17 protein-coding genes and 1 pseudogene are annotated in these 18175 nt (G+C 59.5%); 6 read left to right on the top strand and 12 right to left on the bottom strand.

From position 1 onward, the window contains the following. A pseudogene (locus tag ACIP1X_RS20670) lies at positions 1 to 156 on the top strand (phosphoglycerate dehydrogenase); the annotation flags it as partial. 119 nt (positions 157 to 275) lie between these two features. Here ACIP1X_RS20670 and ACIP1X_RS20665 read toward each other — a convergent pair. Continuing rightward, the gene (locus ACIP1X_RS20665; protein WP_053124809.1) at positions 276 to 701 is read right to left on the bottom strand and encodes a DUF4399 domain-containing protein; all 426 of its coding nucleotides are present in this window, start codon (positions 699 to 701) and stop codon (positions 276 to 278) included. A 135-nt stretch (positions 702 to 836) separates the two neighbouring features. On the opposite strand from ACIP1X_RS20665, the gene ACIP1X_RS20660 reads away from it, so the two are divergent. Further along, on the top strand, positions 837 to 1406 hold the full coding sequence (locus ACIP1X_RS20660; RefSeq protein WP_053124811.1) for a transporter substrate-binding domain-containing protein: 570 nt from the start codon (positions 837 to 839) through the stop codon (positions 1404 to 1406). A gap of 255 nt (positions 1407 to 1661) precedes the next feature. On the opposite strand, the gene ACIP1X_RS20655 is transcribed toward ACIP1X_RS20660, so the two are convergent. Continuing rightward, positions 1662 to 2147: a DUF523 domain-containing protein gene (locus ACIP1X_RS20655; protein ID WP_400754719.1), complete on the bottom strand. Its 486-nt coding sequence runs from the start codon at positions 2145 to 2147 to the stop codon at positions 1662 to 1664. After that, positions 2147 to 2779: a 2OG-Fe(II) oxygenase gene (locus ACIP1X_RS20650; RefSeq protein WP_400754716.1), complete on the bottom strand. Its 633-nt coding sequence runs from the start codon at positions 2777 to 2779 to the stop codon at positions 2147 to 2149. Before ACIP1X_RS20650 ends, ACIP1X_RS20655 begins: the two co-directional genes overlap by 1 nt. 108 nt (positions 2780 to 2887) lie before the next feature. On the opposite strand from ACIP1X_RS20650, the gene ACIP1X_RS20645 reads away from it, so the two are divergent. Continuing rightward, positions 2888 to 3619 (top strand): DUF2059 domain-containing protein, encoded by a 732-nt coding sequence (locus ACIP1X_RS20645; RefSeq protein WP_053124817.1) that lies wholly within the window; start codon positions 2888 to 2890, stop codon positions 3617 to 3619. Positions 3620 to 3751: 132 nt separating this feature from the next. On the opposite strand, the gene ACIP1X_RS20640 is transcribed toward ACIP1X_RS20645, so the two are convergent. Next, positions 3752 to 4699, bottom strand: coding sequence for an alpha/beta hydrolase (locus ACIP1X_RS20640; RefSeq protein ID WP_400754714.1), 948 nt, complete (start codon positions 4697 to 4699; stop codon positions 3752 to 3754). Positions 4700 to 4798: 99 nt separating this feature from the next. Between ACIP1X_RS20640 and ACIP1X_RS20635 the strand changes: the two genes are divergently transcribed. Next, positions 4799 to 5377 (top strand): DUF6436 domain-containing protein, encoded by a 579-nt coding sequence (locus tag ACIP1X_RS20635; RefSeq protein ID WP_212545116.1) that lies wholly within the window; start codon positions 4799 to 4801, stop codon positions 5375 to 5377. Positions 5378 to 5479: 102 nt separating this feature from the next. Beyond that, positions 5480 to 7891, top strand: a complete 2412-nt coding sequence (locus ACIP1X_RS20630; RefSeq protein WP_400754712.1) for a penicillin acylase family protein — start codon at positions 5480 to 5482, stop codon at positions 7889 to 7891. Between the two features lie 115 nt (positions 7892 to 8006). Here the strand turns inward: ACIP1X_RS20630 and ACIP1X_RS20625 are convergent, their stop codons facing one another. Then, a complete protein-coding gene (locus tag ACIP1X_RS20625; RefSeq protein WP_400754710.1) occupies positions 8007 to 8972 on the bottom strand; it encodes a GlxA family transcriptional regulator in 966 nt (321 codons plus the stop codon). Positions 8973 to 9278: 306 nt separating this feature from the next. Between ACIP1X_RS20625 and ACIP1X_RS20620 the strand changes: the two genes are divergently transcribed. Next, the gene (locus ACIP1X_RS20620) at positions 9279 to 9920 is read left to right on the top strand and encodes an HD domain-containing protein (RefSeq protein WP_400754708.1); all 642 of its coding nucleotides are present in this window, start codon (positions 9279 to 9281) and stop codon (positions 9918 to 9920) included. Positions 9921 to 10079: 159 nt separating this feature from the next. Here ACIP1X_RS20620 and ACIP1X_RS20615 read toward each other — a convergent pair whose 3' ends face one another. From ACIP1X_RS20615 to ACIP1X_RS20585, 7 genes are all read right to left on the bottom strand, one after another. After that, positions 10080 to 10970, bottom strand: coding sequence for an ABC transporter permease subunit (locus tag ACIP1X_RS20615; RefSeq protein WP_400754705.1), 891 nt, complete (start codon positions 10968 to 10970; stop codon positions 10080 to 10082). After that, positions 10967 to 11848, bottom strand: coding sequence for an ABC transporter permease subunit (locus tag ACIP1X_RS20610; RefSeq protein ID WP_400754730.1), 882 nt, complete (start codon positions 11846 to 11848; stop codon positions 10967 to 10969). The genes ACIP1X_RS20615 and ACIP1X_RS20610 overlap by 4 nt, the downstream gene beginning before the upstream one ends. 35 nt (positions 11849 to 11883) lie before the next feature. After that, on the bottom strand, positions 11884 to 13026 hold the full coding sequence (locus tag ACIP1X_RS20605) for an ABC transporter ATP-binding protein (protein WP_008085321.1): 1143 nt from the start codon (positions 13024 to 13026) through the stop codon (positions 11884 to 11886). A 66-nt stretch (positions 13027 to 13092) separates the two neighbouring features. Further along, complete coding sequence (locus tag ACIP1X_RS20600; protein WP_053124832.1) at positions 13093 to 14190, bottom strand: polyamine ABC transporter substrate-binding protein; 1098 nt, start codon at positions 14188 to 14190, stop codon at positions 13093 to 13095. Between the two features lie 186 nt (positions 14191 to 14376). Further along, a complete protein-coding gene (locus ACIP1X_RS20595) occupies positions 14377 to 15489 on the bottom strand; it encodes a polyamine ABC transporter substrate-binding protein (RefSeq protein WP_400754702.1) in 1113 nt (370 codons plus the stop codon). A 171-nt stretch (positions 15490 to 15660) separates the two neighbouring features. Continuing rightward, positions 15661 to 17025, bottom strand: a complete 1365-nt coding sequence (locus tag ACIP1X_RS20590; RefSeq protein ID WP_159811924.1) for an aspartate aminotransferase family protein — start codon at positions 17023 to 17025, stop codon at positions 15661 to 15663. A gap of 56 nt (positions 17026 to 17081) precedes the next feature. Then, a partial coding sequence (locus ACIP1X_RS20585) for a glutamine synthetase family protein (protein WP_400754699.1) occupies positions 17082 to 18175 on the bottom strand: 1094 nt, incomplete at its 5' end.

Genomic DNA, 18175 nt, shown 5'->3' with positions numbered 1-18175 from the left:
TTCGCCGAAAACGGCATCAACATCTCCGGTCAGTTCCTGCAGACCAACGAGAAGGTTGGCTACGTGGTGATCGACGTCGACGCCGAGTACTCGGATCTGGCGCAAGAGAAGCTGCAGCACATCAACGGCACTATCCGTAGCCGCGTTCTTTTCTGAGAACAGCTACAAGCCGCGAGCGACAAGCGACAAGTGATGTTCGCTTAGCTTTTGCTTGAAGCTCGTAGCTCGCAACTCGCCGCTGATAAAAAAAGGGAGCCCCGAAAGGGCTCCCTTTTTTATTCGACGTTGATGGTGATTTTCTTCGAGACGATTGGCGGGTCGAACGCCATGTGATTCTTGTCACCCAGCTCCAGTTGCAAGGTGTGCTTGCCCGGGGCCAGTTTGATTTCAGCAAAGGTCTGCGCCTTGCCGAAGTGCATGTGGTTGGCGTCAGTCGGCACCACAGCGCCGGCCGGAACGATTTCCTTGGCGTCGATCAGCAGATGGTGGTGACCGGTGTTGGCGGTGACGTCACCGGCCGGTGCCAGCGCGACGTCCTTGGTACCGAACTTGACCTTGAACTGCTGGGAAACCGTGGCCCCGTCCTCGGGAGAAACGATGAACACTTCGGCACCTTTTGGCGCAGGGGTGGCAGCACTGGCCAGCACCGAAACACCCATCAGCACACCGGCCAATGCTGCACGTGACATAAAGCTTTTCATTTTCTTCTCCAGTTTTTCCGTAAAATCCGCACGGTCATGACAACTTCATGACCATTCGTTGTCGAAGGCACTCGACAACCATAGCAAAGCGAGCCTGAATCAGAGCATCGCGATAATGATTTCAAAGGAGTGACCATGCGTTTTCTGCCTGGCCTGATCTGCCTGCTACCCCTTCTGAGCCCGTTGGCTCACGCCGAACTTATAGATGACGTCAATGATCGCGGTGAGCTGCGCATAGCCCTTGAGGCTAATACACCGCCCTTCAATTACAAGGACGATGGCGACAAACTCACGGGGTTCGAGGTCGAGCTGGGGCAAATGCTCGCCAACGAGCTGGATGTGCGCGCCGACTTCATCGTCACCGACGAAGCCGACCTGTACCAGGGCGTTGAAAGCGGCAAATACGACGTTGCGCTCAACCACATAGCACTGACCGCCGAACTCAAGGATCGTTTCGACGTAGAGCCTTATGGCAAGGTCGAGGCGCAGATGCTGGCGAAGAAGGATGAACCGGCACAGCCGCAACCGATGGTGCTGGTGCAGGCGTTGACGGATGCCAAACCGAAGGCGAGCGCGCCGGTGGAATTGGCGATACCGTTTCAGAAGGGTAACCCGGCGTTTCACGCCAGCCTTGAGAGCGCGATGCAGCGGATCAGGGCGGATGGACGCTTGGCGGCGCTGACCGAGAAGTGGTTGAAGCCTTAAAAGCCCCTCACCCTAACCCTCTCCCAAAGGGAGAGGGGACTAATCTGGGGATGCTCTAGAGGTACGCCGACCTGAAACTGCCTCGCCGAATCCAAAATCGTCTGATCATTGCTTTGTCGACTCAATAATCGATCGGCCATGGCTGTGTCGAATCCATAGTCGATAAGGTCTTTCAGGTCGATGTAAGACGCTGAACAACTCGGTCGGCCCCCTCTCCCTCCGGGAGAGGGCTGGGGTGAGGGCAACGATTTCGGATCAGTTCAAAGCAGCCAAAGCCACCGCCGTCTCAGCCAATTCAAGTTCGCTGAAAACCTGCACGCCATGGCGCTTGAGCAGTGCAGCGGTTACGCCTTCGCCAGTGACTTTCACCCCACTGAACGTCCCGTCATAAGTCAGCAGGTTTCCACAGGATGGACTGTTGGCTTTCAGCACTGCCACACGGATGCCGTGTTTCTGCACCAACGCCAACGCCTGCCGCGCACCATCGAGAAACTGCGCACTGACATCCTCGCCCTCGGTGGTGATCACCGCAGCAGTTCCATCCAGCACCTCAGCGCCCTGCCCTCCGGGAATCTCCGCTGCCGCCCGTGGCGTCGGCAAACCGCCCGCCACTTCCGGACACAACGGCACCACGCGCCCTTCGGCAATCCACTGCTCGAGCAAATCAAACGGCCCGCTCGCGCCACCGTCGTAACGCACGCGATGGCCCAGCAGGCAGCGGCTGACCAGAATCTTTTCCATCAGAACGGCTCGTTGCCACGGCGGCGGAACCAGCCGGTCAGCGACAAACGTTCACGGTTCGCCGGCAGCACTTCGTGCGGCACTTCGTCAGAAAGAAACACCACCAGACAACCGCCGGTAGGTTGCACGTCGTGCACGCGTTCATCGTTCAGGTACATGCGCAACTGCCCACCGTCCTCCGGCAGCCAGGCGTCGTTGAGGTAAACCACCACCGAGACCATGCGCTTGTCGTCATCGCGAAAACGGTCGACGTGCCGGCGATAAAACGCACCGGGCGGATACAGGGCGAAATGGCATTCAAAATCTTCGAGGCCAAGGAACAAGCCACGATTGAGCGCCTCGCGCAGGCTCTCCATCAGATTCAGGTAACGGTCACTGGACTCGGCCTGGCCGGGGTCGATCCACTGGATATGGTCGCCACGAATCCCCTCGCGAATCTCTGAAAACGGCCCACGCCCCACCGCTGCCGGCGCCAGTTCACCTTCGGCCTCGCGTTTACGGCACTCGGCCGCCAACTCGCGGGTCAAACCGGCGGGCAGGAAAATGTTCTGCTGTGACCAGCCGTGATCGGCCAGGTCGTCGACAATGCGTAACAGCAGCGGGTGTTCAGAGGATATTTGCATGGCGCGCATAGTATGCCGCCGGCGAAAAATCCGACAGAGCCACGCAGCGGCTTGATACGAATTCTCGACAAGTACCGGCACCGCACGGAGAATAGTCCGCTGCTGACAGGAGTCCCTATGCGCCGTTTGCTTTTTTCACTGTTGATGTTCTGTGTTTTGCCCGCCTGGGCGGACGGCCACGATCAGTTGTACAAGGTCGCCGGCTGGCCAGAACAACGCGCGCACTTCAACGACGCCCTGACGGCCGCCCAGCAGCGCTATCAAAACAGCCTGCCGCCCGCCGTGTTTCAAGCGCTGCTGAACAACAGCAATCAGCGTTTTGCCCCGCAGGCCGTGGATCAACGCGCCGAAGCGCAACTGCGGCAGAACCTCGCCGACCCGAAACCGGCGCTGACCTTCTTTCAATCGCCACTGGGCAAAAAAATCGTCGCCGCTGAATTGCTCGCGACCCGCCGCGATCAACTGGCGAAAAACGCCAAGGGTCTGCCGAAGATGCAGGTCAGCGACAGCCGTCTGCTGATCATCGGCCACCTCGCTCAAGCCTTGCCCGCGCGTGAAGCGGGCGCCGAAGTGAGCCTGGCGATTGCCGGCGTCGCGGCAGACAGTTTGAGTTCGATGATTCCGGGATTGCTTGGCGGTGGTCAAGCGCAGAGCATGTTGAACGGTCAGCGTCAGCGCCTGATGGATCAGATTGGCGCGGACATGAACAACACGCTGCTTTACGTTTATCGCGATCTGTCGGATGAAGAGCTGGAAGAGTTTGCGACGTTCGCCGAATCGGCTGAGGGCAAGGCTTATTATCAGGCGGCGCTGGCGGCGATTCGGGCGGGGTTGGCGGTTGGGCAGTGATCTTTAGCGCCTGATAGGCCGCCTTCGCGAGCAAGCCCGCTCCCACAGGGGATTCGGGATGTTCACAAATTTTGCGTCTACTGAAAATCCAATGTGGGAGCGGGCTTGCTCGCGAAGAGGCCCTAAAATCCACTACAGATTCCGCCCCCTGATCCGCTTGCTCAGAAACTCGAAATACTCCTCGCGCATCTCCACCGTCTCATTCGCCAGATGATGCCGCGCCTCCGCCAGCAGCAGAATCTGCGGCCGATCAAACTTCCACTTCAACACCTGCAAATTGTGCTGCCAGTCCACCGTCATGTCCGCCTGCCCCTGAATGATCAGCGGCCGTCGCGGACTTTTTTTCGCGTGTTCAACGCGCACAATCCAGCGTGACAACGCCCCGACCCACGCCGTCGGCAAGCGTTTTGGCTGCAACGGATCTTTCAGCAGAAACGGCAGAAAATCCGGGTCATTCGAGTTCTCGCTGAAACGCCGCGCGATGCCTCGAACAAAAGGCCTCAACACGTAATAACTCAGCTGCGACCAACCCCACGCCCGTGGTCGCACCAGCGGCGACAACAAAATCACCTGGCCCTGCGCCGGACTGGTTTCGCCATGGTTAAGCAAATGATCAACCACAATCGCGCCGCCGGTACTCTGCCCGCACAAATGCCACGGCTCAGGCAGTGCAATCGAACGCGCTTCGGCGAACAACGCTTGCAGGGTGTCCTGATATTCGGAGAAGTCGCGGATGCTCGCGCGCGGCCCGCTCGACAGACCATGGCCCGGCAAGTCGCAGGCGATCACGGCAAAATCCTGATCCAGCGCCCACTCGATCACATGCCGATAGAGCCCGACGTGATCGTAAAAACCGTGCAGCAGAAACAGCGTCGCCTTGACCTTCTCCGGCCACCAGCAATGGCTGACCAGTTCGTAGCCATCGACTTCGAAACGGCCCATGCCGCACCACAAATCGCGCTCGGGAAAGTCAGTCTGATAGAAGCGCTGATACGCCTTGGCCTCCTCCGACAACGGCTGCCACTCAGCCAACGGCTTGAGGCTGGCGCGTATTTGATCGGGGTCGAAAGTGGCAGGCATGCAGAGATTCCAAAACGGTAAACAGACTTTATCGGCCTGCGATATTCATCTGTCGGGGCAAGCATGGCAAGCTAGCCCACCTCTTTGGGATCGAAAACCATGCGTTCGCCCTACCGCACCGCACTGTTTGCCAGCCTGCTCGCGCTTATTTGTGCCGGGGTGCTGTGGGCGGCGTACGACTGGTTTCAGGGTCGTTACCTGCGCGCGTTCAGCGAACACACCGCGGTGTTTTCCGGTGATCCGCTGCGCCTGCCCGCTGATCTCGCCGGGCCCGGGCCGATCCGTCTGGTGCATTTCTGGGATCCGGCCTGCCCGTGCAACGTCGGCAATCAACAGCACCTGACCGAGATGGTCGAGCAATTCAGCGCCAAGGGCGTCGAGTTCTTTGCCGTGCAGAGAGCCGGCAGCCACGGCCAGTTACCCGCCACGCTCAGCAGCCTGAAAACCCTCACGATCTTGCCCGGCTCCGAACAGGTGCCCGCCAGCCCGGCCGTGGCGATCTGGGATCGCAGCGGCAAACTGGCGTATTTCGGCCCGTACAGCGAAGGCCTGACCTGCAACTCCAGCAACAGTTTTATCGAACCGATCCTCAACGCGCTGACCGACGATCGCCCGGTGAATGCCACGCACACTTTGGCGGTCGGCTGTTATTGCCCGTGGCCGGTGGAAGCGCAGTAAGGCATTCCGGACTTTTCGAGGACAGCACTGCACGGCACAGATGGACTGTGCTAATTGTTTGCAGCCCGACGGGCGGCAATCCCGCAAGCACAAGGAGTCACCATGAAGCGCGTGTTCACCGTACTGGCCCTGCTCATCGTTGTGCTGCTCGCCGGCGCCGGCTGGTATGTCTACAGCAAACAACCGACGCGACAGGGTCAGGTCGAACTGCGCAACCTGCAGGGTTCGGTGACCGTGCGCTACGACGAGCGCGGCGTGCCGCACATCCGCGCCGAAAATGAAACCGACCTCTACCGCGCCCTCGGTTATGTGCATGCGCAGGATCGTCTGTTCCAGATGGAAGCCATGCGCCGCCTCGCCCGTGGTGAACTGGCCGAGGTGCTCGGGCCAAAACTGCTCGACACCGACAAGCTGTTCCGCAGCCTGCGCATCCGTGAGCGCGCTGCCAGTTATGTCGCCAGCCTCGATAAACAGTCGCCGTCGTGGAAGGCCCTGCAAGCCTATCTGGATGGCATCAACCAGTATCAGGACACCCACGCCGCGCCGATCGAGTTCGACGTGCTGGGCATCCCGAAACGGCCGTTCACTGCTGAGGACAGCATCAGCGTCGCCGGTTACATGGCTTACAGCTTTGCCGCCGCGTTTCGCACCGAGCCGCTGCTGACCTATGTGCGCGATCAACTCGGCGCTGATTACCTCAACGTCTTCGATCTCGACTGGCAGCCCAAAGGCGTGCTCGCCAAAGGCCACAGCACATCGACGCCGGCTCTCGCGGCTGGCGACTGGAAAGACCTCAACGCCCTCGCCCGTCTCAGCGAACAAGCACTGATCGACAACGGCTTGCCGCAGTTCGAAGGCAGCAACGCCTGGGTGATTGCCGGCAGCCGCAGCCAGAGCGGCAAACCGCTGCTGGCCGGAGACCCGCACATTCGTTTCTCGGTGCCGTCGGTGTGGTACGAGGCGCAATTGTCGGCGCCGGGTTTTGAGCTGTACGGCCATCATCAGGCGCTGGTGCCGTTTGCGTTTCTGGGGCACAACCTCGATTTCGGCTGGAGCCTGACCATGTTCCAGAATGACGATCTGGATCTGATCGCCGAGAAGGTCAATCCGGACAATGCCAATCAGGTCTGGTATCGCGGCCAGTGGACGGACATGGTCGTCAGCGAACAGCAGATCAATGTGAAGGGCCAATCGCCGGTGACCCTCACCCTGCGCCAATCGCCCCACGGCCCGATCGTCAACGACGCGCTCGGCACTGCAGCGGGCAAGACGCCGATTGCGATGTGGTGGGCGTTCCTCGAAACGCCGAACCCGATCCTCGAAGGTTTCTATCAGCTCAACCGCGCCGACACGTTGGCCAAGGCCCGCGCGGCTGCCGCAAAAGTGCAGGCGCCGGGGCTGAACCTGGTTTACGCCAACGCCAAGGGTGATATCGCCTGGTGGGCGTCGGCGTTGCTGCCCAAGCGCCCGGCCGGGGTAAGGCCGGAATTCATTCTCGACGGCAGCACCAATCAGGCGGACAAGGACGGTTACTACCCGTTCAGCGCCAACCCGCAGGAAGAAAACCCGGCGCGCGGCTACATCGTCTCGGCCAACTTCCAGCCGCTGTCGCCGACCGGCATGGAGATTCCCGGTTACTACAACCTCGCCGACCGTGGTCAGCAACTCAATCGTCAGCTCAGCGACAAGAACATCAAGTGGACGAACGAGGCCAACCAGAAGCTGCAACTCGGCACCGCGACCGGTTACGGCCCGCGCGTGTTGGCGCCTTTGCTGCCGGTACTGCGTGAAGTGGTGAGCGACCCGGCGCAGCTGAAACTGGTCGAGCAACTGGCGCAGTGGCCGGGTGACTATCCGCTGGATTCGGTGAGTGCGACGGTGTTTACCCAGTTCCTCTACGACCTCGCCGATGCGGCGATGCGTGATGAATTGGGCAATGAGTTTTTCGACACGCTGTTGTCGACGCGGGTGATCGATTCGGCGCTGCCACGACTGGCGGCGAACGCTGATTCGCCTTGGTGGGATAACCGCAACACGCCGGCCAAAGAGACTCGCGCTGATGTTGTGCGCACGGCGTGGCAGGCGAGCATGCAGCACTTGAAGTTGACCCTCGGCGACAACACTGCCGAGTGGAAATGGGGCGCGGCGCACACGCTCACGCATGGCCATCCGTTGGGGCAGCAGAAGCCGCTGGATCGGATTTTCAACGTCGGGCCGTTTGCGGCGCCGGGCAGTCATGAGGTGCCAAACAATCTTTCGGCGAAGATCGGCCCGGCGCCGTGGCCAGTGACGTATGGGCCGTCGACGCGTCGCTTGGTGGATTTTGCGGATCCGGCGCATGGGCTGACGATTAACCCGGTTGGGCAGAGTGGTGTGCCGTTTGATAGCCACTATGACGATCAGGCTGAGGCGTATGTTGATGGGATTTATGTGCAGGCGCACTTCAGCGAGGAAGAGGTGACGGCGAATACGCACAATACGTTGAAGCTTTTGCCGAAGCGGGCTGCGCAGTAGTTCTTTGTTGTCTCGAAGGGCCTCTTCGCGAGCAAGCCCGCTCCCACATTTGGAATGCGGACTCCTGTGGGAGCGAGCCTGCTCGCGAAAGGGCCATCAGCGGCACCGTAAGGCTTCAAACCATCACCGCAAAATTCAGCCGAAACTGCTGCGGCGTCACGCCCAACCTGCGATTAAACACCCCGCGCATATGCTGCGCATCGCGAAACCCGCACTGATACGCCACGGTCTTCAACGGCGCCGTGGTGCTTTCGAGCATCACACGCGCCGCATCCACTCGCGCCCGCTCGACAAACTCCGCCGGCGTCACCTTCGCTTCCCGGGCAAACACCCGAGAGAAATTACGCGCGCTCATGTTCGCCGCGTTGGCCAGATCGGCAATGGTCAGATCACCCGTCAGATTGGCCAGCACATACAACTGCACCATCGCCACTGCCGACGTCGGCTCCGCATGCGGCGTGAGGAACGGGCTGAACTGCGACTGCCCGCCCGAGCGCTGAGTGAACACCACCAGCCGCTTCGCCACACTGAGCGCCACTTCAGCACCGTGATCACGTGCCAATAAATACAGCGACAAATCGATCCCCGCCGTCACCCCGGCCGAGGTGTAGAGCGTGCCGTCCTCGACGTACAAACGATCCGCGTCAACCTGCGTCGATGGACACAACTGCACCAAAGCCTCGGCATCGTTCCAGTGCGTGGTCACCGTGCGCCCTTCCAGCAACCCGGCGCGGGCGAGCATGAAAGCGCCGTTACAGATCGAGCCGAAACGCTGAGCGCGACCGCAGGCTTCACGCAGCCAGCTGTCGAACGTCGCACCGAAATCCATGAACGGCAGTTGCGGCCCGCCGGCGACCAGCAGCAGGTCGTAGGCGTCCAGCGCTTCGCTGAAATGGCGATGGGCGTTGAGGATCAAGCCGTTGGAACAGGCCATCGGTGTTTTTTCCAGGCCGATCACTTCCAGCCGATAGTGATCTTCCGGCGCGAGGAAGCGGTTGGCCTCGGCGAACACATCCATGGGGCCGGTGACATCGAGCGACTGCACGCCTGCGAACACCACGATGGCGACGGTTTTGTTCATGTTTTTGAAGTCCCCTGTAACCCTGTGGCGAGGGGATTTATCCCCGTTGGGTTGCGAAGCAGCCCCAAGACCATACACCTCGTTGTGTCAGGCAGTCTTCATGGCTGGATTTACGACTGCTGCGTAGCCGAACGGGGATAAATCCCCTCGCCACAATGGATGGCATTCCGACCTGTGAAGGGCAGTTGGCACGATTTGCAGGTGGATTGGCAAGGATCGCAGCCATGCGCCGATTGTTCGCTTGCAGCGTCGGGAACAGACTTTCCCCATCAGCGCCACGACGGCGCTTTCAGAAAGGAAAGCACCATGAGCACGACCATCGCCGGCATCAAAATTCCCGACAGCGCCCTCGCCCGCGCCACCACCGAGTACATCCGCGACATCGAATCCGATCTGCTTTACCACCACTCACGCCGGGTATTTCTGTTCGGCGCGCTGAGTGGTGAACGCCAGCAACTGGCCTACGATCCAGAGCTGCTCTATGTCGGCGCAATGTTCCACGACCTCGGTCTGGTCGAAGGTCATCGCAGCGCTGACGAGCGTTTTGAAGTGGACGGCGCCAACGCGGCGGCGGCGTTTCTCAAGCCGTACAGTTTGAGCGATGACGACATCGAACAAGTCTGGTTATCGATTGCCCTGCACACCACACCGGGCGTGCCGAAACACTTGCGCCCGACCGTGGCGCTGGTGACGGCGGGTGTCGAGATGGACGTGCTGGGCATGGATTACTCGGCGTTCAGCACCGTGCAGCGCGAAGCGGTGGTGCATGCGCATCCACGCGGGGAAGGTTTCAAGGAATGCATCATCTGCGCGTTCGCCGACGGCTTGCGCCATCGTCCGCAGACCACGTTTGGCAACGTGAAGACCGATGTGCTGAAGGATCAGGTGCCAGGGTTCAAACCGATGAACTTCGTCGAAGTCATCCGCAATTCCCCTTGGACGGCCTAGAACCAAATTTGGAACTGGCCCCTGTGGCGAGGGGATTTATCCCCGTTGGGTTGCGAAGCGACCCCTCTTTTGATTCAAAAAAGAAGGGGCCTGCTGCGCAGTCCAACGGGGATAAATCCCCTCGCCACAAAGGCTTCATCGCCAATGTCTGGATATGGCTTAAGCCGCTTCCGGCGCAGGCGCGCGGCGGACGTCCGGTTGCTTCCACGAATCGGCAGCGCTTTCTTCGATGGCTTGCTGGATGGCTTTCTTGCGCGCTTCTTCGGCACGGCGGCTGAAGAACCAGACGAGGAACGTCACGATCGACACCGCCAGCAGAATCAGACTCGCCACGGCGTTGATCTCAGGCTTCACGCCCAGGCGCACCGCCGAGAACACTTCCATTGGCAGGGTCGTCGAACCCGGGCCGGAGACGAAGCTCGCCAGCACCAGGTCATCCAGCGACAACGCGAACGACATCATGCCGCCCGCCGCCAGCGACGGCGCAATCATCGGGATGGTGATCAGGAAGAACACCTTCCACGGCCGCGCGCCCAGATCCATTGCCGCTTCTTCGATCGACAGGTCCAGTTCACGCAAACGCGCCGACACCACCACCGCCACATACGCCGCACAGAATGTGGTGTGAGCGATCCAGATGGTGACGATGCCACGTTCCTGCGGCCAGCCGATCATCTGCGCCATGGCCACGAACAGCAGCAACAGCGACAGACCGGTGATTACTTCCGGCATCACCAACGGCGCGGTCACCAAACCGCCAAACAGCGTACGGCCCTTGAAGCGGGTGATGCGCGTCAGCACGAATGCGGCCAGTGTACCCAGCGCCACCGCGGCAACCGCGGTGTAGCAGGCAATTTCCAGCGAGCGCAGCACCGAGCCCATCAGTTGGGTGTTGTCGAGCAGGCCGACGTACCACTTGATCGACCAGCCGCCCCATACCGTCACCAGTTTGGAGGCGTTGAACGAGTAGATCACCAGGATCAGCATCGGCAGGTAGATGAACAACAGACCGATGACCAGCATCAGGCTGGAGAAACGGATGCGCTTCATTCTTTACCCTCCATTTCCTTGGCCTGTCTGCGGTTGTACAGAATGATCGGCACAATCAGGATCGCCAGCATCACCACCGCCAGCGCGGACGCCACCGGCCAGTCACGGTTGTTGAAGAACTCTTGCCAGAGCACTTTACCGATCATCAGGGTTTCCGGGCCGCCGAGCAGTTCCGGGATCACGAACTCGCCCACCACCGGGATGAACACCAGCATGCAGCCGGCAATAATCCCGTTCTTGGACAGCGGAATGGTGATTTTCCAGAAGCTGTTGAAGGTGCTCGAACCGAGGTCGGAAGCGGCTTCCAGCAGGCTGTGATCGTGCTTCACCAGGTTGGCGTACAGCGGCAGGATCATGAACGGCAGGTACGAATAGACAACACCGATGTACACCGCGAGGTTGGTGTTGAGGATCTGCAGCGGCTCGTCGATAAAGCCCATGCTCATCAGGAAACCATTGAGCAGGCCGTTGTTGCTGAGAATGCCCATCCACGCGTAAACGCGGATCAGGATCGCCGTCCAGGTCGGCATCATGATCAGCAGCACCAGCACCGTTTGCATCTCTTTACGGGCGGTGGCGATGGCATAGGCCATCGGGTAGCCGATCAACAGGCAGAGGACGGTGCTGATCAGCGCCATCTTCAACGAGCCGAGGTAGGCGGCGATGTACAACTCGTCGCCCGCCAGCATCGCGTAGTTGCCCAGGTTCAGCAGCAGTTGCAGCTTCTGCTCAACGAAGGTGTAGATCTCGGTGTACGGCGGAATCGCCACATCGGCTTCGGCGAAGCTGATCTTCAAAACGATGAAGAACGGCAACATGAAGAACAGGAACAGCCAGATGAACGGAACCCCGATGACCAGTTGCCGGCCACTGGGGATTATTCGGTTGATGCGGCGTTTGAATTTGCGCATGTTCATGAGCGAAGTACCACGCCGCTGTCGTCTTCCCAGTACACGTAAACCTGATCACCCCAGGTCGGACGTGCGCCACGGCGTTCGGCGTTGGCCACGAACGACTGCACCAGTTTGCCGCTCGGCAACTCGACGTAGAACACCGAGTGACCACCCAGATAGGCGATGTCGTGCACCTTGCCGCTCGACCAGTTGTACTCGCAGGTCGGTTGATCGGCGGTGACCAGCAGCTTCTCCGGACGAATCGCGTAAGTCACCGATTTGTCCTGCACCGAGGTGCTGATGCCGTGGCCGACGTAGATCTGCCGATCGAGGTCTTTGCAGGTGATGGTCGCATGGCCTTCGGCGTCGTCGATCACTTCGCCTTCGAAGATGTTGACGTTACCGATGAATTCGCAGACCAGACGGCTGGTCGGGGTTTCGTAGATGTCGATCGGGCTGCCGATCTGAGCGATCCAGCCCAGGTGCATGATCGCGATGCGCTCGGCCATGGTCATGGCCTCTTCCTGGTCGTGCGTCACCATCACGCACGTCACACCGACGCGCTCGATGATCTCGACCAGTTCCAGCTGCATTTGCGAACGCAGTTTCTTGTCGAGTGCGCCCATCGGTTCGTCGAGCAGCAGCAGCTTCGGCCGTTTGGCCAGCGAACGCGCCAGTGCCACACGCTGACGCTGACCGCCGGACAGTTGATGCGGCTTGCGCTTGGCGTACTGGCTCATCTGCACGAGCTTGAGCATTTCGGCCACGCGGGCGTCGACTTCAGCCGCCGGAATCTTGTCCTGCTTGAGGCCGAAGGCAATGTTCTGCGCCACGGTCATGTGCGGGAACAAGGCGTACGACTGGAACATCATGTTGATCGGACGTTCGTACGGCGGCATGTCGGTGATGTCGACGCCGTCGAGGAAAATGCGCCCCTCCGTGGGCCGTTCGAACCCTGCCAGCATCCGCAGCAGAGTGGATTTGCCCGATCCCGATCCGCCGAGCAGAGCGAAGATTTCGCCCTTTTTGATTTCCAGGGACACATCGTCCACGGCAATCGTCTCGTCGAACTTCTTCGTGACCCGGTCGATTTTGACCAACACCTGTTTCGGTGTCTGGTCGCCCTCGAGGGCTTTCTTATAGGCGCCGGAGGCAACTGCCATTTACGAAACTCCCAGATAAAAACAATGCAGTCCGCCCCGCAAGGCGAACCCAGGATAGTGTGTGCCTTACATCCCCGACTTGACCTTGGTCCAGCTGCGGGTCATCAGACGCTGAATGTTCGGTGGCAACTCGGTCGACACGTAGGCCTTGTCGATAACGGCCTGCGGTGGGTACACCGACTCATCGGTACGGATGGACTGTTCCATCAGTTTGTCCGACCCAGGGTTAGGGTTGGCGTAACCGACGTAATCACTGACCTGGGCAATTACCTCAGGTTTCAGCAAATAGTTGATGAAGGCATGAGCCTCCTTCACGTTCGACGAATCCTTCGGAATCGCCAGCATGTCGAACCACAACGCGCCGCCCTCTTTCGGCACCGAGTAGGCGATGTTCACGCCTTTCTTGGCTTCGGCTGCGCGGTTCTTCGCCTGGAAAATATCGCCGGAGAAACCGATGGCCACGCAGATGTCGCCGTTGGCCAGGTCGCCGATGTATTTCGAGGAGTGGAAATAGGTCACGTAAGGACGCACCGCGAGCAGCTTGGCGGTGGCTTTTTCGTAGTCCTTGGGATTGGTGCTGTTGGCGTTCAGGCCCATGTAGTTGAGCACGGTCGGCATCATTTCATCCGCCGAATCGAGGAACGCTACGCCGCAGCTTTGCAGCTTCTTGATGTTCTCTGGTTCGAACAAAACGCCCCAGGAATCGATCTTGTCGACACCCAGCACAGCCTTCACTTTATCGACGTTGTAACCGATGCCGTTGGTGCCCCACAGGTACGGCACGGCGTACAAGTTGCCCGGATCGTTCTGCTCCAGACGCTTGAGCAGCGCCGGATCCAGATTCGAATAGTTCGGCAGTTGCGAGCGGTCGAGCTTCTGGAACGCGCCCGCCTTGATCTGCTTGCCGAGGAAGTGGTTCGACGGCACGACCACGTCGTAACCGGTACGCCCGGCCAGCAGTTTGCCTTCCAGGGTTTCATTGGAGTCGAACACGTCGTAAACCGGTTTGATCCCGGTGGCTTTCTGGAAGTCAGCCAGGGTCGTCTCGCCGATGTAGTCCGACCAGTTATAAATATGCACCGTACCGGCGGCCTGGGCACCGACAGCAATCGTCAGGCCGGCAGTGGCCAGCAGGGCATTGCGCAAAGAAGAAAAAATAGGCAAGTGGAGGTCCTCTAAATTAGTTGGGCCCAAGTTGCCCCGCGCTGCATGACAGCCGTGGCTGCCCGGCAACAAAACCGGCGCGCAACTTACCCTCGAAAAACCGTTCCAGCAAAACTTTTGTCATTTAATTGATCCGCTGGCCGCCATCGCGAGGGCGACGGCCAGCGGTTATCGCTTCAAATCGGCTTATTTACCGGATTTGATCTTGGTCCAGCTGCGGGTCATGATCCGCTGAGTTGCGGCCGGCAAGTCGGCGATCGCGTACAGCTTGGCCAGTACGTCAGCCGGTGGGTAAACGCCCGGATCGCTGGTGATGTCTTTATCAACCAGTGGCGTTGCAGCGGCGTTACCGTTCGGGAAGCGCACGGCGTTGGTGATTTCAGCCATGATTTCCGGCTTCTGCAGGAAGGTCATGAACTTGTAGGCGCCTTCGACGTTTTCGGCATCTTTAGGGATGGCGACCATGTCGTAGAAGCTGCCCGCACCTTCTTTCGGAATGTTGTAGCTGACTTTCACCTTGTCACCGGCTTCAGCCGCGCGGGACTTGGCCTGGTAGATGTCACCCGAGTAACCGACGGCTACGCAGATGTTGCCGTTGGCCAGGTCGGAGATGTACTTGGAAGAGTGGAAGTAGGCGATCGAAGGACGCACCTTCATGATCAGCGCTTCAGCCTTGTCGATGTCTTCTTTCTTCTGGCTGTCGGTTGGCAGGCCCAGGTAATGCAGCGCCACCGGAATCATCTCGGTTGGCGAGTCGAGCAGGCTGATGCCGCAGGATTTCAGCTTGGCCGCGTTTTCCGGCTTGAAGATCAGATCCCACGAATCGACAGGTGCGTCGGCACCCAGTGCAGCCTTGACCTTCTCGGCGTTGAAGCCAATACCGATCGAGCCCCACATGTACGGGAAAGCGTGCTCGTTGCCCGGGTCGCTGACCGACACGGCTTTGAGCAAGTCAGGGTTCAGGTTTTTCCAGTTAGGCAGCTTGGACTTGTCCAGCGTCTGGTAAACACCGGCCTTGATCTGCTTGGCGAGGAAGTTGTTCGACGGTACGACGATGTCGTAGCCGGACTTGCCTGCGAGCAGTTTGGCTTCGAGGGTTTCGTTGCTGTCGAAGACGTCGTAAACGACTTTGATGCCCGACTCGTCTTCAAACTTCTTGATGGTGTCCGGAGCGATGTAGTCCGACCAGTTGTAGACGTGCAACACCTTGTCGTCCGCCTGAGTCGCAGCCGCCATGATTCCCATCAGGGACATGGCGAGCAGAGTCTTGCCAGCGAGCTTTTTGCCTAATGCCTTCATGCGTAATGCTCCAAATTTTCTTTTTTTGAACCACTTTGTTCAGCGGCCGAACCCGGACAACTGGAACCGCGGCTAGTCTGGCAAGATCCGAGGCGGTCTTTCAAGAAAAGACCAGCCTTTCTGACAGCTTTGAGCGAGAGCGCCGCGGCTCCCCCGCTCAGAGCCTAGCACTTAGCCCTGCAATGCACTGAGGGTCAGATCCAGGCATTTACGTGCCTTTGTAACCAGTTCATCGATCTCCGCTTTGCTGATCACCAGCGGCGGCGCGATGATCATGGTGTCGCCGACAGCGCGCATGATCAGGCCGTTATCAAAGCAGAACTGACGGCAGATCATGCCGACGCCCTTGCCTTCGTAACGCTTGCGAGTGGCCTTGTCCTGCACCAGCTCAATGGCCCCCAACAGACCGACGCCGCGAACTTCACCCACCAACGGGTGATCGTTCAGTTCCCGCAGACGTTTCTGCAAATACGGTGCCGTTTCGTTGTGCGCGTTCTCGATAATTTTTTCGTCGCGCAGAATGCGGATGTTTTCCAGACCCACCGCTGCCGCCACCGGGTGACCGGAGTAGGTGAAGCCGTGGTTGAAATCGCCACCTTCGTTAAGCACTGCCACCACGGTGTCGCGCACGATCAGGCCACCCATCGGGATGTAACCGGAAGTCAGGCCTTTGGCGATGGTCATCATGTCAGGCTTGAGGTCGTAGAAATCGCTACCGAACCACTCACCGGTACGGCCGAAACCGCAGATCACTTCGTCCGCCACGAACAGGATGTCGTACTTGGCGAGAATTTCCTTGATACGCGGCCAGTAGGTGTCTGGCGGAATGATCACGCCGCCGGCGCCCTGAATCGGCTCGGCAATAAAGGCACCGACATTGTCCACGCCGACTTCGAGAATCTTTTCTTCCAGCTGATTGGCCGCCCAGATACCGAACTCTTCCGGGGACATGTCGCCACCTTCAGCGAACCAGTACGGCTGCGCGATGTGGACGATGCCCGGGATCGGCAAGTCGCCTTGTTCGTGCATATAGGTCATACCACCGAGGCTCGCGCCGGCCACGGTCGAACCGTGATAACCGTTCTTGCGGCTGATGATGACCTTCTTGTTTGGCTGGCCTTTGATTGCCCAGTAGTGACGAACCATACGCAGCATGGTGTCGTTGCCTTCGGAGCCGGAACCGGTAAAGAACACATGGTTCATGCCTTCTGGCGCCACGTCGGCAATCGACTTGGCCAGTTCCAGTGCCGGCGGGTGCGCGGTCTGGAAGAACAGGTTGTAGTACGGCAGTTCACGCATTTGTTTGGCGGCGGCGTCGGCCAGTTCATCACGACCGTAACCGATGGCCACGCACCACAGACCGGCCATGCCGTCGAGGATCTTGTTGCCCTCGCTGTCCCACAGGTACACGCCCTTGGCGCTGGTAATGATCCGCGGACCTTTCTCTTTCAGCTGCTTGAAGTCGCTGAACGGCGCCAAGTGGTGATCATTGCTGAGTGCTTGCCACTCGCGGGTTTGCGGGTTGTTGCTGGTCATGCCAATTCTCCTTGTTATCGGTGAAGGCGCGGCGTCTGCACGCCGCGCCCGGCGTATCAGACGGCGAAGAGCAGGTACTCGCGCTCCCACGAACTGATCACGCGCTTGAAGTTTTCATGCTCGGCCCGCTTGACCGCGACGTAGCCAGTGATGAAAGTTTTGCCCAGGTACTTCTCGATGGTTGCACTGTTTTCCATACGCTCCAGTGCATCCTCGATGGTCAGCGGCAGGCGCAGGTTGCGGCGTTCATAACCGCGTCCGACCACTGGCGCACTCGGGTTGAGGCCTTCGACCATGCCGATGTAACCGCAGAGCAGGCTCGCGGCAATCGCCAGGTACGGGTTGGCGTCGGCGCCCGGCAGACGGTTTTCCACCCGACGGTTCTGCGGGCCGGCGTCCGGTACACGCAGACCCACGGTGCGGTTTTCTTCGCCCCATTCCACGTTCACCGGTGCCGAGGTGTCCGGCAGGAAGCGGCGGAACGAGTTGACGTTCGGCGCGAACAACGGCAACAGCTCAGGAATCAGTTTCTGCAAACCACCGATGTGGTGCAGAAACAGCTGGCTCATGGTGCCGTCTTCATTAGAGAAGACGTTTTTGCCGGTCTCGATGTCGATGATGCTCTGGTGCAAGTGCATCGCACTGCCCGGCTCGCCCGTCATCGGTTTGGCCATAAAGGTCGCAGCGACGTCGTGCTTGAGCGCGGCTTCGCGCATGGTGCGTTTGAACACCAGAATCTGGTCAGCCAGCGACAGTGCGTCGCCGTGACGGAAGTTGATTTCCATCTGCGCCGTGCCGTCTTCGTGGATCAGCGTGTCGAGATCCAGCTCTTGCAGTTCGCACCAGTCGTAGACGTCTTCGAACAGCGGGTCGAATTCGTTCGCCGCTTCAATCGAGAACGACTGACGACCGATTTCCGGACGGCCCGAGCGACCGATTGGCGGCTGCAATGGATAGTCAGGGTCGTCGCTGCGCTTGGTCAGGTAGAACTCCATCTCCGGCGCGACAATTGGCTGCCAGCCCTTGTCGGCATAGAGTTTGAGGACTTTCTTGAGCACGTTGCGCGGCGACAGCTCGATCGGGTTGCCTTGCTTGTCGTAGGTGTCGTGGATCACCTGCGCGGTCGGCTCGATGGCCCACGGCACCATGT

The organism is Pseudomonas sp. NPDC088885 (assembly GCF_044750025.1).
In the GTDB taxonomy this organism is placed as follows: domain Bacteria; phylum Pseudomonadota; class Gammaproteobacteria; order Pseudomonadales; family Pseudomonadaceae; genus Aquipseudomonas; species Aquipseudomonas rustica.
This window is presented reverse-complemented; position numbering and strand designations above follow the sequence as displayed.

Excerpts from the sequence above, each read along its gene's own strand:
- ACIP1X_RS20665 (WP_053124809.1), bottom strand. The coding sequence starts at position 701 with ATGAAAAGCTTTATGTCACGTGCAGCATTGGCCGGTGTGCTGATGGGT.
- ACIP1X_RS20660 (WP_053124811.1), top strand. The coding sequence starts at position 837 with ATGCGTTTTCTGCCTGGCCTGATCTGCCTGCTACCCCTTCTGAGCCCG.
- ACIP1X_RS20655 (WP_400754719.1), bottom strand. The coding sequence starts at position 2,147 with ATGGAAAAGATTCTGGTCAGCCGCTGCCTGCTGGGCCATCGCGTGCGT.
- ACIP1X_RS20650 (WP_400754716.1), bottom strand. The coding sequence starts at position 2,779 with ATGCGCGCCATGCAAATATCCTCTGAACACCCGCTGCTGTTACGCATT.
- ACIP1X_RS20645 (WP_053124817.1), top strand. The coding sequence starts at position 2,888 with ATGCGCCGTTTGCTTTTTTCACTGTTGATGTTCTGTGTTTTGCCCGCC.
- ACIP1X_RS20640 (WP_400754714.1), bottom strand. The coding sequence starts at position 4,699 with ATGCCTGCCACTTTCGACCCCGATCAAATACGCGCCAGCCTCAAGCCG.
- ACIP1X_RS20635 (WP_212545116.1), top strand. The coding sequence starts at position 4,799 with ATGCGTTCGCCCTACCGCACCGCACTGTTTGCCAGCCTGCTCGCGCTT.
- ACIP1X_RS20630 (WP_400754712.1), top strand. The coding sequence starts at position 5,480 with ATGAAGCGCGTGTTCACCGTACTGGCCCTGCTCATCGTTGTGCTGCTC.
- ACIP1X_RS20625 (WP_400754710.1), bottom strand. The coding sequence starts at position 8,972 with ATGAACAAAACCGTCGCCATCGTGGTGTTCGCAGGCGTGCAGTCGCTC.
- ACIP1X_RS20620 (WP_400754708.1), top strand. The coding sequence starts at position 9,279 with ATGAGCACGACCATCGCCGGCATCAAAATTCCCGACAGCGCCCTCGCC.
- ACIP1X_RS20615 (WP_400754705.1), bottom strand. The coding sequence starts at position 10,970 with ATGAAGCGCATCCGTTTCTCCAGCCTGATGCTGGTCATCGGTCTGTTG.
- ACIP1X_RS20605 (WP_008085321.1), bottom strand. The coding sequence starts at position 13,026 with ATGGCAGTTGCCTCCGGCGCCTATAAGAAAGCCCTCGAGGGCGACCAG.
- ACIP1X_RS20595 (WP_400754702.1), bottom strand. The coding sequence starts at position 15,489 with ATGAAGGCATTAGGCAAAAAGCTCGCTGGCAAGACTCTGCTCGCCATG.
- ACIP1X_RS20590 (WP_159811924.1), bottom strand. The coding sequence starts at position 17,025 with ATGACCAGCAACAACCCGCAAACCCGCGAGTGGCAAGCACTCAGCAAT.